The 12,547-nt window shown below is 56.6% G+C and carries 11 protein-coding genes; 6 read left to right on the top strand and 5 right to left on the bottom strand.

The window, feature by feature from the left end; translation table 11 throughout:
• Positions 1 to 12 precede the first annotated feature (12 nt).
• The 5 genes from CIG75_RS03440 to CIG75_RS03420 all read right to left on the bottom strand — a co-directional run bounded on the left by CIG75_RS03440 (position 13) and on the right by CIG75_RS03420 (position 7,490).
• Positions 13 to 1,257 (bottom strand): ATP-grasp domain-containing protein, encoded by a 1,245-nt coding sequence (locus CIG75_RS03440; protein ID WP_094235393.1) that lies wholly within the window; start codon positions 1,255 to 1,257, stop codon positions 13 to 15.
• Entirely contained in the window at positions 1,232 to 2,293 is a 1,062-nt protein-coding gene (locus CIG75_RS03435) for a PLP-dependent cysteine synthase family protein (protein WP_094238316.1), read from the bottom strand. Before CIG75_RS03435 ends, CIG75_RS03440 begins: the two co-directional genes overlap by 26 nt.
• Positions 2,294 to 2,321: 28 nt before the next feature.
• The gene (locus CIG75_RS03430) at positions 2,322 to 3,821 is read right to left on the bottom strand and encodes an argininosuccinate lyase (protein ID WP_094235392.1); all 1,500 of its coding nucleotides are present in this window, start codon (positions 3,819 to 3,821) and stop codon (positions 2,322 to 2,324) included.
• A gap of 168 nt (positions 3,822 to 3,989) precedes the next feature.
• Positions 3,990 to 6,707, bottom strand: a complete 2,718-nt coding sequence (locus CIG75_RS03425) for an AAA family ATPase (RefSeq protein ID WP_094235391.1) — start codon at positions 6,705 to 6,707, stop codon at positions 3,990 to 3,992.
• 144 nt (positions 6,708 to 6,851) lie between these two features.
• The gene (locus CIG75_RS03420; RefSeq protein WP_094235390.1) at positions 6,852 to 7,490 is read right to left on the bottom strand and encodes a TVP38/TMEM64 family protein; all 639 of its coding nucleotides are present in this window, start codon (positions 7,488 to 7,490) and stop codon (positions 6,852 to 6,854) included.
• Positions 7,491 to 7,742: 252 nt separating this feature from the next.
• On the opposite strand from CIG75_RS03420, the gene CIG75_RS03415 reads away from it, so the two are divergent.
• From CIG75_RS03415 to CIG75_RS03395, 6 genes are all read left to right on the top strand, one after another.
• On the top strand, positions 7,743 to 8,231 hold the full coding sequence (locus CIG75_RS03415; protein ID WP_094235389.1) for a GAF domain-containing protein: 489 nt from the start codon (positions 7,743 to 7,745) through the stop codon (positions 8,229 to 8,231).
• Position 8,232: 1 nt separating this feature from the next.
• Positions 8,233 to 9,312: a PAS domain-containing sensor histidine kinase gene (locus CIG75_RS03410; RefSeq protein ID WP_094235388.1), complete on the top strand. Its 1,080-nt coding sequence runs from the start codon at positions 8,233 to 8,235 to the stop codon at positions 9,310 to 9,312.
• The gene (locus CIG75_RS03405) at positions 9,284 to 9,940 is read left to right on the top strand and encodes a response regulator (protein ID WP_094235387.1); all 657 of its coding nucleotides are present in this window, start codon (positions 9,284 to 9,286) and stop codon (positions 9,938 to 9,940) included. The genes CIG75_RS03410 and CIG75_RS03405 overlap by 29 nt, the downstream gene beginning before the upstream one ends.
• Positions 9,941 to 10,135: 195 nt before the next feature.
• Positions 10,136 to 10,303, top strand: coding sequence for a cytochrome c oxidase subunit 2A (locus tag CIG75_RS20565; protein ID WP_227874337.1), 168 nt, complete (start codon positions 10,136 to 10,138; stop codon positions 10,301 to 10,303).
• 39 nt (positions 10,304 to 10,342) lie between these two features.
• The gene (locus CIG75_RS03400) at positions 10,343 to 10,810 is read left to right on the top strand and encodes a cytochrome c oxidase subunit II (protein ID WP_094235386.1); all 468 of its coding nucleotides are present in this window, start codon (positions 10,343 to 10,345) and stop codon (positions 10,808 to 10,810) included.
• A 35-nt stretch (positions 10,811 to 10,845) separates the two neighbouring features.
• Entirely contained in the window at positions 10,846 to 12,489 is a 1,644-nt protein-coding gene (locus CIG75_RS03395; RefSeq protein WP_094235385.1) for a b(o/a)3-type cytochrome-c oxidase subunit 1, read from the top strand.
• The last annotated feature ends 58 nt before the right edge of the window (positions 12,490 to 12,547 follow it).

Below are 12,547 nucleotides of genomic sequence, written 5' to 3'. Positions count from 1 at the left end.
AGCCTCCGTTTCCTAGTTCTTGACGACCGCTGCTTCCAGCACGACGCCGATTTTCTCCAGCGCCGTATCCAAAGCGGTCGTCGTCTCTTCATACGTGTCGCCTTTGACGATGATCGAACCGAGGCGGTGGTAAGCGTTCTGCGGCGGTTGGACCGCTTGGCCCGGTTTGCCCGTGACGATCACCTGTTGTACGCCCGCAGAGTTTTGTGCCGTTTCTACGCCGCTGATCTCGCGAAGCACCCCTTCTTCGGGCGCCATGATGAACTTGATGCCCGCATGTCCCTGATAAGCGACGACGAGGTCTTTCGGGCCGTCAACGGAGCAACGGATCTGCTGTTCCAGCATGTCCACACCTGTCGCCAAGCGGATCAGCTCCGGGATCATCCCACCTGCCAGACGGGCGTTGATCTCGATGATCTTCGCACCTTCCTCCGTCAGCTTGAGTTCGGTGTGGGTCGCGCCGTTTTTCACGCCGACTGCGGCCAGCGCTTTGCTGACCGTAGCGCGAATCTCCGCTTCGACCTCCGGGGCAAGTTTCGCCGGGAAAATGTGGCGGGATTCGACGAAGTAAGGGAACCCGGTCAAGCTCTTTTCGGTGATGCCGATGCAGGTGGTCTTCCCTTCCCACGTGAACATCTCAACCGAATATTCGGGTGCATCCACATACTCTTCGATCAGCACGGTCTGCGCCGTCGCTTGTCCACGCATATTGGTGGTGACCGCCAGGATTTTCAGCGTGTGTTGCTCCACTTCTTCCAGCGTGTTGCAGAGCAGCACATCGTTGGAACCGGAGTCGTCGGCCGGTTTGACCACACAGGGAACGGGGACGCTTGCCAGCGCTTGTTCGAGGTCGCTCTGCCCTTTGACGATCGCAAAGCGCGGCTGACCGACGCCCGCTTGGTCCAGCGCTTGCCGGGTCAGCGATTTGTTGCGCGCGGTGCGCATCGCTTCCGGCGGGTTGCCCGGCAGACCGTAGTCGGTAGCCAGCGTCGCCACCGCTTCGAGGTAAAACTCGGAGGTGGTCGCAAATCCGCAGATCTCTTCGATGGCAACGTTTGCTTCGATCGTTTGTTTCAGAGCTTCGATGCTGTTCGTGTCACAGACGATCACTTCGCTCCCCGTCTCTTCCAGACCGAGGTAGCGCTCCGGTTTGTTGCACAAAAAAATCGGTGTCAGGCCCCAGCTCACCGCTTTTTTCAGCGCGAGCATGCCCGTCCCGGTGGTGTTCGATTCAACGAACAGCAGTTTCTTCTTCATTCACGTTGGCTCCTTTTACTTCGATCTTGGCGTAGGACCAGGAGGTGACGACCGTGTCATAGGAAACGTGAGCCGGGTCGTCTGGCAAATGCAGGCGGTTGACGCCCTTATCGATGCGGTACGCTTCGCTGTAGATCGAGTCTACATAGCGGTCGCCGCGATCCGGGAAGATGGCGAGCACTTTTTGGTCCTCCCCGACTTGGCTTGCGATCCAGCGCGCGACGGCGAAGACCGAACCGGAGGAATTCCCGGCGAAGATTTTTTCTTCCTGAGCCAGTTGCAAGGTGGCGGCGAACGCCTCTTCATCGTTCAGCCAGTGAATCTCGTCCATCACGGCAAAATCGACGTTGGGTGCGACGAGCGAGTTGCCAAGGCCGCCTTGCAAGCGCTTGGGGTTGTCAGGCTGACCGAAGATGACCGATCCGGTCGCATCGACAGCTACCACTTTCAGATCGGGGTTGTACGCTTTCAAAGCGCGCGCCGTGCCGGAGAGCGAACCGCCCGAGCCGACGGCGGCGACGAGGATGTCCACAGGGCCGATGTCTTCCATCACTTCGGCTGCCAGTTCGCGATATGCGCCCGGGTTGTCCGGATTTTCGTACTGTCGCGGCCAGAAAGAGCCCGGATGCTCTTGCAAGAGCTGCTCCAACAGTTCGAGGCGGGAACCTTGCCAGCCACGGTCTGGAGACATTTTCTCCACGATGTGCACCTGACAGCCGAGCGAGGTCAGCTTGGCCTCCGTGATCGGGTCGATGCGCGGGTCGGTAACGATGTGCACGGGGTGGCCTAGGTAGGTGCCGACGATCGCCACGCCTGCTGCCATCGTGCCGGAGGAGCTTTCGATGATCGGCGCGCCATCTTGCAGGATGCCTTTGCGCTTCGCTTCGAGAATCGCATTTTTCGCCACGCGATCTTTCATCCCAAACGGGTTGAGCAGTTCAAGCTTGGCATAGACCTGCCCTTTGGCACGGTCGTTCAAACGCAGTTTGACAAGCGGGGTCTTGCCGATCGCATCGATGATATCTTGACGAAGCATGGAGTCCAGTCCTTTCTGTCGATCAGGTCTATTTGAGCAGCTCTTCCACAAGATCGAACGCATGTTGCACGGCCACCTTGCGCTCCTCGATCATCTGCTGTAACTGTTGCGTTTCAGTTTCCTGCACGGCTAACAGTTCGCGCATCCGCTCGGGCGAAGTCGCCCCGACCGATTTTTTGACCTGTAGGTTGTAATCGGTATCGAACGCTTGGCGAAGCTGTTCTTCGGTCAGCGACACATCGAGACCCATATCCCCTGCCGCCGTCTGCAGGAGGTTGAGATCGACGGTGGTCGGCTTGAGCCCGTTCTCGATCGCAGCCATGATGTAGCGCCCAGAGAGGACCTGCGCTTTGCGGTAGGGCACACCGCCGTGCAAAGCCAGCATGTTGGCCAGCGTAAAACCGCCAAAATACTCGCGTTCGCAGATCGCGCGCATCCGCTCTTCCTTAAAGGTCAGATTCTCGATGACGGCGGTGAACAGCTTGAGTGCCGAGCGCATCGTTTTGAACATCGTCAGGACGTTCGAACCGGCCTCTTTGGACGTTTCGACCAGATTGGTGTAGGCGGTGTTGCGCTGCCCCATCGCAAAGTCCATATAGTACGCCGAAATGTGTGCGATCCGGCCTCGGATACGCTCAAGGATCGGGAAATTTTTCTTTTGCGGCATGGCAGACGAAATACCTGCAAGTTGGTCTGGCAGGTCGATCAGGCCATATTCGGTACTGCCCCACGCGATCAGATCGGTCACGACGCGGGAGAGGTTGACGGAGAACGTGGACAGCTCGCCTGCGATGCGCAGGCTCCATTCGCGGTTGGCCACGCCGATCAGCGCATGGCGCACCGGTTCGTGAAAGCCGAGCAGATCGGACATGCGCTTCTGGTCCCACGCCAGTTCCAGTCCTGCCATCGCGCCGGAGCCGAGTGGGCAGCGGTTGATGTCATCATAGATCGACGACAGGCGAGAGATCGTCTTCAAGACCTGCTCATTGACGGCCGCCAGATAAAAGCCCGGCGAGATCACTTGGGCCGACTGGTAATGCGTGTAGCCAGGCATCGGAAGATCGACCGTCTTCTGCGCCAATTGGTGCAGAGCGTGTGAAAAATGGAACAGTTCGTCGATCACCTGCAACAGTTGATCGCGCCCGAACATGATCTGCGCACAGGCTTGAAAATCGTTGCGGCTGCGATCCATGTGCCACGCCGGAGCTTCCTCGGTCATGCGGGTCTCGACAAATCGTTCGATCGCAAAGGCGATGTCCGACATGTTCGCTTGCGGATCTGCGGTGATCGTCTCTGTATTGATCTGTGCAAGCAAAGTGCCGATCTCTCGGCGCGCTTCGGCAGAGACGAGCCCGAGGCGCTCATATTCGAGCGTCATCACTTTTTCTACCAACAGGTACCACGGTAAAAAATGATGCAATTCATAGCTAAATTGCGGTTCCAAAATCTCTTCATGTAAAAGTTGGCTCGGGCCGGAGCTAATGCGTCCGCTTAGCGTCGCCTGTTGCGGTGCGGATGAATTCGTCATATCGGTAAATCACTCCTCGCGTAGCGCTTGCTCGATACGAAATGATTTTAAATTAACCTTACTTTTTAGGCAGTTTCGTTATTTCACAACATTCTACATCTATCAATAGAAACCTGCCGCTTTTAGAATCTTTCAAAGTAAATTATAAATGATTACAAAAACGGGACCCTACGCCAAGGGTCCCGTCTCCGCATGAAAATCATCTTCGGTAAGCGTCATCAACATCGTTTTTTCAATCTCCCCTTCCGTTTGCACAAGCCGGGTGGAGAGATTGATCTTGGCCCGTTCAAAAGCGCTTTCCGCCAAGCGTCCGTTGCCAAAATCAGCATCGGCCAGCGAGCATTCGCGAATCATGTACCGCCACAGCTTTTCTTCGGCCGCTTCGGTCAACACATACTGAGACTGCTCCGCTTTGCGTTTGACGATCTCGACGAGATCGCTCGCCGTGTAATCGGGGAAATGCAGGTGAAAGCGAATCCGACTTTTCAAACCAGGATTGAGCTTGAGCAGTTCTTCCATCTCTTTGGTGTAGCCTGCGAAGATGACGGCGAGATGCTCTTTTTTGTCCTCCATCTCTTTGATCAGCGTGGCGAGCGCTTCTGCTCCAAACTCTTCGCGCTTGCTGCGGGCGAGGGCGTACGCTTCGTCGATGAAGAGGATGCCTCCCAGCGCCTCGTTGATTTTGTCACCCGTCTTCAGCGCCGTCTGCCCCATGTAGCCTGCGACAAGATCTTTGCGTGACGCTTCGACAAAATGGCCTTTGGGCAACAGGCCGAGCACTCGCAGCAGACGTCCGATCAGCCGCGCGACCGTCGTCTTGCCGGTGCCTGGATTGCCTGTGAACGACATGTGCAGGGTGAGCGGGCTGTCTGCGAGTCCAAACGCGGTCCGCTGTTGCTCCAGCGCAAGCATGGCGACCATCCGTTTGATCAGGCGTTTGACTTCTGACAGACCGACCAAGCGATCGAGGTCGCGCAGCACATCATCGAGCGTCTCCGCATCGGGCAGTCCACCCGCTTCAAAATCGGCGGCTGTCAGCGTGGTGTAGGCTTCCGTTGATGGCTCGCCCGTACGATTGCTCGAACGAACCGCATGGTTGATCTTCGCCTTTTCCAGCAGGTTGCGCACCGTGCGCGCATTGCTGAACGAGTCATCGAGCTTTGCGCGTTGGGCGCGCTTGAGCAAGGCGTCTTTGGCCTCCGAGGTCAGGTGATAGTGATCCTGTTTGGCGAGATAATCGGCGATGGCGAGCAGTTCATCGTTGTCGTAATCTGGAAAATCGAGATGGAACGGGATGCGTTCACGCAAGCCTTGGTTGAAGGCGAAAAATTCGTTCATCTGCTTTTTATAGCCAGCGACGATGACGACCAGATCTTCGCGGTGGTCTTCGAGCAGTTTGACCAGACCGTTGATCGCGGTGAGGCCGAAGTCTTTGGCCGAATCTTTTTTGAACAAGGTGTACGCTTCATCGATGAAAAGGACTCCGCCTAGCGCGCGTTTGGTGTATTTGTTCAAATTTTGCTCCGTATGACCCATGTAGGCGCCGACGAGCGCACTGCGGTCCACTTCGACCAGATGACCTTTGGAAAGCAGGCCCAGCTCTTGGCAGATCCTGCCGATCAACCGAGCAACGATCGTTTTGCCAGTGCCAGGGTTGCCGAGAAAAGCCATGTGTAGCGTCGGACGTTGGCGAGCGATGCCGAGCGCGTGGAAGCGCTCTTTTTCAAAAGCGGCAAACTGTGCGATGTCGGCGATCTGCTTTTTGACATGTGCGAGGCCGGGTAGCGCCTCGAGCTGTTCCAGTGCGGTCGCGCGAGGCGGGGCGGCTTGCGAGGACGCGCTCCGTGTCATGACACCGTCAGTCTGTTCGCTCATCTCCCGCGTTGTGAGCAGTTCGGCGGTCGCTTTCGGTTGATCGCTTTTGTTTGGTGCTGGGGCCGCCGAATCGGTTGGCCGTTCAGGGCGAGGCCGCAAAGCGAGTTCGGCCAACTCGTTCTCGCGCTCCTCCTGGCTGTCACGAAGCGGTGGAGTCCTTTTGACGCGCTTGTTGTCGGGAGCAGGCGGCAGGTAGATGCTCTTCCACGGAGCGGAATCCTCGCTTTTGCTGGTCGATCTGTTCGTGGCGATGTACAGGTTGGTCAGCGGGTACGGCTTGATCAGGAACTCGCGATGCAGGCCCGTTTTGGCAAACGGCTCAGCGGTGGAGAAGCTGACCGCCGTCTGCCCATAGAGCGTGACGTACAGTTTACTTGGTACAGGCAGTTGTGACAGCCTGTCGAGCAAAGCGCCACGCGGCCAGAGGTAGATGGCGGAGGCGCGGCACTCGGCCGGGTAGGTGTGGTCGCACACGGTCACACCGCCGCCAGGACCTGCGCCGACGCGGACGCGCAGGGCGGTGTCGGTGCATTGTTCAAGCGAGCGGCGCAGCGCGGGAAGATCGTCGATGAGAAAACGCACCTGTTGCGTTGGGTCGGTGCTTGCTTTGGCGGCGAACAGGCGCTCCGTCTCAGCAAACGGCTTGGCGATGAGTTGGCTTGGGAGCAACAGATGCTGGTCGGCTTTTTTCAAGGACAGTGTATTTTTCCGCACGGTGATCGTGACCGCCCCCTGTTGGGCCTGCGCGAACCACTCCACGAGCGGTGCCAGTTTGCGGGCGGTGAGCTTGCAGGTCAAGGTGTGGCGAACCGTGTTGGTTTCGGTGTCGATCGGCATCGTGATCTGATAGACGCTGTCCGCATCCTCCTCGCACAGCGACAAGGTGTGCAATGCGGCGTCGAGGCGCAACCGAACGCTGTGCTCACGGTCTTGGCGGTGTGCGCGCACGGTGACATCCTGAACGGCTGACAGCCAATGTGCGGCGGCGACTTTCACTTTCACTGCTTCCATAGTCGGTTGACTCCTCCCTGTTGCATTCTCGTTGCTCTAGCCTATGCCGATTGGGTAAACGCCTGTGCGCAAGGGACTGATGGAAGCTGACCTGTCACCACACAAAAAAAAGCAGGTCTCCCAGAAGGAGCCTGCCTTTTCCACTTATTCCGCTTGTTTCTTTTGCTGCTCAGCCATGCGCTTTTTCATAAAGATGTAGGTGAAACCCATGATGATCAGCATGTAGGCCGCATAGGTGAGGATCGAGGTCAGTTTGTTGTCTTCAAACGAGTTGCCGACAAACGCGAAGACCAAAATCCGCGGCAGAGCTCCGATCGCCGTTGCCCCGAAGAACAGCGCCCACGGCACTTTCGAAATGCCGCACAAAATGTTGACCACCTGCGTCGGCACGACCGGGACGATACGCACCGCTAAAATGCTGAGAAATGCATTTTTCTCAAAAAACCCTTCATACTCTTTCGCTTTCGGATACTTGTCCAATATCCCCTGCGCAAAGCCGCGAAAGCCGTAGCGCGCCATCAAGAACATGACCGAGGTGCCGAGCAACAGACCGGCCAACGTGATCCCCGCCCCAGTAAACGTCCCAAACACCGCCCCGATCACGCCGACCAGGAAAATGAACGGCACGACCGGGAAGAAGACGCAGATGCTGACCAGCACGACCGAAACCAGCACCGACAAAGCGCCGCCCGCCTCAATGATTTCCAAAAACGGATCTTTATACTGATAACCTAGCACAATAATCGCGACGCACAAGGCGGCGACCAGAATCTTTTTAACCAAAAGAGCCGTTCCCCTTCCTTCTCAATTCGCCTTGGCATTCAGCCTCTTCAAAAGCAGAACGGACCCAGCAGCATGAAACAGGATGCCAACACTGATGTATCACCAGTATACACTCTCCCCCACACCGCTTGCCAGAGATGCTTTCACGCCCCTTGCTGCATTGCCAGTGCTCCTTGGGCCGAAGATCAGGGAGTTCCCCGAGAGCATTCCCGGCAGGAAATCGCTATAATTTGCAGGGAGGGGGTGAAGTCGATGCTGCATGTGCATACGAGGATTCAACGAGAACTGGATCGGCTTCGGACGGAGATCGAAGTGGACTTTGTCGCCATCGCATTAACCGATCCAACCGAGCACGTCATCCGCTTTCGCTTTGTCTCCGGCAACCGCAACGATCGCTACAAGCGCATCGTGCTGCGCCCCGGGAAAGGGCTGGCCGGGACCGTGATCCGCATGGGCCGACCGCTCCTGATGCAATTTACCGAACCGAAAAGTTTGGACGACCCTCGTGAATACTCGATTCTGCTGGCCGAAGGGCTGAAGTCGCTGGTCGGGGTCCCGATGGAAGCGGACGGCGGGTGTGTGCCCAGCATGATGCTGGTCGGCTGCCGCTCCTACCGTGAATTTTCGAACGAGGATGTCGCGCGCATCTTGGCAAAAGCGAATGAACTGCGCGCATGGATACACAGACACGACTTCCCCGTGTATAGTAAGGAAAAAGGACACGAGGGAGTGAATCCATAAAATGAAGTTTCCGCTTACTGAAACGACTCCTTTTCTGGAATCGCTGTTTCAAAATGTTAGCGATGGAATTCTCGTCATCGACAAAGACGGGGCGATCATCGCCGCGAACCACGCCTTCGAAGCGTTGTCCGGCTACTCGACCGAAGAGTTGATCCATAACCTCAACCTGTGTCAGGTCTGCATCGGCATGGCGACTTGCTCGGAGGACATGACCTGTGTCGAGTGCTTCGCCAAACGCCAGAAGATGCCATCCTTTGAAATGTTCGTCCGCACCAAAAACGGCGCACAAATTCCTGTCGCCGCCTCTTCCACCCGCCTGCCAACCGATGGGCTGGGCGCGCTGGTTTTGATTTTGCGCGACATCACCGAACAACAGCGGATGGAACGCGAACGCCATCAGCGACAGTTGACCAACTATGTGATCCAGGCACAAGAAGAAGAGCGCAAACGGATCTCCCGCGACTTGCACGACGGGATCGGACAGGCGCTCTATTCGATCTTGGTCGGGCTTCGCGTCGTCAATCAATTGCCGCTGGAACCGGCCTACAAGGAACACCTCGACGAAGTGCAGAAGCTCACGTCGCGCACGCTGGAAGAGGTGAAAAGCCTGTCGGTCGAGCTGCGCCCTTCTGCGCTCGACGACCTGGGTCTGGTGCCTGCCGTGCGCTCCTACCTCAAGCGATTCGAAGAGACGTTTGGCATCGAAACAACACTGACTGTGGTCGGGCAACGCCGCCGCTATGCGACGACGGTGGAGACCGCGCTGTATCGAATTTTACAAGAGGCGATGACCAACTCGGCCAAATATGCTGACACCGATCAGCTCGCGATCACTTTGACCGATCAGGATGACCAGATCGAAATTTGCATCGAGGACAGCGGAGTCGGCTTTGACCCTGAACATCTGCGGATCAAAGGCACGGGGCTCGGCCTGTTTGGGATGCGCGAGCGGGCCAGTCTGCTCGGCGGCACCGTCAAGATCGACTCGGCGCCTGGCGCTGGCACCCGTATCGGGGTAACAATACCACTCGATGAGAAAGGAGGACCTAAGCATGTCCATTCGTTTGTTGATCGCCGATGACCATGCGATCGTTCGCTCCGGCCTGTCGATGCTGCTCGGGGCGCAAAGCGACATGGAAGTGATCGGCACGGCGGCCGATGGCAAAGAAGCGTTCGATAAAGCGCTGGAATTGCGACCGGACATCGTGTTGATGGACCTCAGCATGCCGCCTGGCGAAAACGGTCTGTCTGCCACCGCTCGACTAAAGGAAGCAGCTCCGCAGATCGACATTTTGGTGTTGACGATGCACGATGACGAAGAGTATCTGTTTCGCGTCTTGCAGGCGGGCGCGTCCGGCTATATTTTGAAAAGCGCACCCGACCTCGACCTGATCAACGCGATCCGCACCGTCCATGTCGGGGCAGCCTATCTCCACCCGACGGCGACCAAATCGTTGATCACCGAGTTTCTCCAGCGCGTGCAAAAAGGGCAGGACGTGGAGAACTTCCATGTGCTGACCGACCGCGAGCAGGAGATCCTGCAATACATCGCCAAAGGCTATTCGAACAAAGAGATCGCCGAGCAATTGATCGTCTCCGTCAAAACGGTCGAGACGCACAAGGCGAAGATCATGGAGAAACTGCAAATGCGAACAAGGCCGGAACTGGTGCGCTATGCGCTGAAAAAGGGTCTGCTCGATTTTGAATAGTTGTTGTACAGCTAATTGTTTTACAGCCAGCTCCCGCGCGGAGCTGGCTGTTTTTTTGTGGCCCGAAGTTCCGAAGTTGATTCAGGGAGTTCCCCCCTCGCCATTCGGGGAGTTCCCCGATACCGCCCGATTCGGGTGAATTTTATACTCAAAGTATGAAATTCGTTGCAGATTCACCGGAGGGAGGAACCGAAGATGGCTCAGATGCAAAAGCAGACGGATGCTGAAATGAACAAGCCCACTGCGCATCGGACGGAAGAAGAGACGTCCCTGCGCGGCACGTTTGCTTCGGTCATGATTTTAGGTGCGCTCATCATCCTCAGTTGGCTGAGCGTATTTTTCCTCTTCCTGGAGCGGCAATAGGCTGCCCTTGGGAGAACAGTTGAGGGGAGGAACACGGACATGCACTTGCATAAATTTGAAAAAATCTGGTTGATCTTTGGCGGAGTGACGTTGGTCGCTTTCATCATCGTGCTGGCGATCAATGCCTTTTCCCACGGCCATCATCCGCCAAGCGATCTGAATCGAGTCGTCCCGGCGATGGTCGATCAAACCGCGCCGTTCGATCAGCCAGGTCTGGTCAAGAAGGGCGAGAACAAATACGACTTGAACATGCCGTCCTTCGCGTTCGGCTATGCTCCGGCGGAACAAGTGATTCCGCTCGGCGCAGAAGTCACGTTTCGCACCACGTCCAAAGATGTCATTCACGGCTTTGCCATTCCCGGCACCAACGTCAACATGATGGTCGTGCCTGGCCATGTCAACACCGCCACGACCACCTTTACGAAAGCGGGGGAATACATGGTCATCTGCAACGAGTACTGCGGCGCAGGACACCACATGATGATGGCCAAGCTCGTAGTGAAATAGCAGAAGTGCAGCTTGAGAAAAGGATGTGAACTTACATGACGACGACAGCAATTCCCAAACGCGACGCCAGCATGAGTCTGGCCTACATCGTCATCGCCTTCTTCGCATTTGGCATCGGCGCCATCGCGGGCCTGCTGCAAGGCTTGGTGCGCGGCGGGATGATCGAACTTCCCGATTGGATGAACTACTATCAGATTTTGACCGCTCATGGCGTATTGATGGCCTTAGTATTTACCACGTTCTTCATCATCGGTTTTATGATCTCTGGAATTTCCAAAACAACGGGCGGACTCAGCACGTTCTCGTTTCGAGCAGGCTGGATCGGCTGGGCGCTGATGTTCTTCGGCACGGCGATGGTCGTAGCGACCATCCTGCTGAATGACGCCTCCGTTTTGTATACGTTTTATGCACCGCTGAAAGCCTCGCCTTGGTTTTACATCGGGGCGGCGCTCCTGATCGTCGGCACTTGGGTGGCGGCACTCGGCATGTTCTCGGCCTACCGCCGCTGGCGCAAAAACAACCCTGGCAAAATGTCGCCTCTGTTTGCCTTTATGTCGATCGCAACGCTTGTGCTCTGGATGATCGCGACGCTCGGCGTGGCGGCCGAAGTTCTGTTCCAATTGATCCCGTGGTCGTTCGGCTGGGTCGCAGAGGTCAACGTCCTGCTCTCGCGGATGCTGTTCTGGTACTTCGGTCACCCGCTGGTCTACTTCTGGTTGATGCCTGCATACATCGCTTGGTATGTCTGCATCCCGAAAATTATCGGCGGCAAACTGTTCTCCGATTCTCTAGCGCGTCTCGCCTTCATCCTGCTCGTGCTGTTCTCGATTCCGGTCGGCTTCCACCATCAGCTGATGGAGCCGGGCATCTCGGAAAAATGGAAGTTTATCCACGTCATTCTGACGCTGGCGGTCGTTGTTCCTTCCCTGCTCACCGCGTTCTCGATGTTTGCCGTCTTCGAAACGGCAGGTCGTCGCAGAGGGGCGAAAGGGCTGTTCGGCTGGTTTACAAAATTGCCTTGGAAAGATGTGCGCTTCTTCGCTCCGATGGTCGGGATGCTGATGTTCATTCCGGCTGGGATCGGTGGCATCATCAACGCGTCGAACCAGATGAACGCGGTCGTGCACAACACGATCTGGGTTGTCGGTCACTTCCATCTGACCGTTGCCACCTCGGTCGTACTGACCTTCTTCGGCATCTCCTACTGGCTCGTTCCGGCGCTGACCGGACGCAAGCTGACCAAATGGGTGAACCGACTCGGCATCATCCAAACGCTGATCTGGTCGGTCGGCATGCTCTTCATGTCGGGTGCGATGCATTTCATGGGACTGCTCGGCGTCCCGCGCCGTACCGATTACACCACCTACATGGACAGCGAGATGGCGCTGGGTTGGATTCCGTACTACCAGCAGATGGCGATCGGCGGAGCGTTGCTCTTCGTCGGCGGGATGCTGATGATCGGCATTTTCATCTACCTGCTCTGCTTCGCTCCGAAAGGACAAGAGGAGTATCCGATCGCAGAGATGGAACAAAATGCAGAGCAAACGCCACGCATTCTCGAAAGATGGAGAATCTGGCTCACCGTCGCCGCTGTGCTGATCCTGCTCGCCTACGGATATCCGATCTTCGACATCCTACAAAATCCGGCACCTGGTTCGCCTCCGCTGCGCACTTGGTAACCAACACGAAAACCTTCGCAATTTGCGAAGGTTTTTTTCGTGCCTGAGAAAAGAGGTG

The sequence above is a fragment of the Tumebacillus algifaecis genome, from assembly GCF_002243515.1.
Lineage (GTDB): Bacteria > Bacillota > Bacilli > Tumebacillales > Tumebacillaceae > Tumebacillus_A > Tumebacillus_A algifaecis.
The sequence above is the reverse complement of the archived record's forward strand: the minus strand, read 5'-3'. Positions and strand labels throughout refer to the sequence as shown.

What these genes read in the sequence shown, in the direction of transcription:
- CIG75_RS03440 (WP_094235393.1), bottom strand. Translation starts at nt 1,257, where the DNA reads ATGAAGAAGAAACTGCTGTTCGTTGAATCGAACACCACCGGGACGGGC.
- CIG75_RS03435 (WP_094238316.1), bottom strand. Translation starts at nt 2,293, where the DNA reads ATGCTTCGTCAAGATATCATCGATGCGATCGGCAAGACCCCGCTTGTC.
- CIG75_RS03430 (WP_094235392.1), bottom strand. Translation starts at nt 3,821, where the DNA reads ATGACGAATTCATCCGCACCGCAACAGGCGACGCTAAGCGGACGCATT.
- CIG75_RS03425 (WP_094235391.1), bottom strand. Translation starts at nt 6,707, where the DNA reads ATGGAAGCAGTGAAAGTGAAAGTCGCCGCCGCACATTGGCTGTCAGCC.
- CIG75_RS03415 (WP_094235389.1), top strand. Translation starts at nt 7,743, where the DNA reads ATGCTGCATGTGCATACGAGGATTCAACGAGAACTGGATCGGCTTCGG.
- CIG75_RS03410 (WP_094235388.1), top strand. Translation starts at nt 8,233, where the DNA reads ATGAAGTTTCCGCTTACTGAAACGACTCCTTTTCTGGAATCGCTGTTT.
- CIG75_RS03405 (WP_094235387.1), top strand. Translation starts at nt 9,284, where the DNA reads ATGTCCATTCGTTTGTTGATCGCCGATGACCATGCGATCGTTCGCTCC.
- CIG75_RS20565 (WP_227874337.1), top strand. Translation starts at nt 10,136, where the DNA reads ATGGCTCAGATGCAAAAGCAGACGGATGCTGAAATGAACAAGCCCACT.
- CIG75_RS03400 (WP_094235386.1), top strand. Translation starts at nt 10,343, where the DNA reads ATGCACTTGCATAAATTTGAAAAAATCTGGTTGATCTTTGGCGGAGTG.
- CIG75_RS03395 (WP_094235385.1), top strand. Translation starts at nt 10,846, where the DNA reads ATGACGACGACAGCAATTCCCAAACGCGACGCCAGCATGAGTCTGGCC.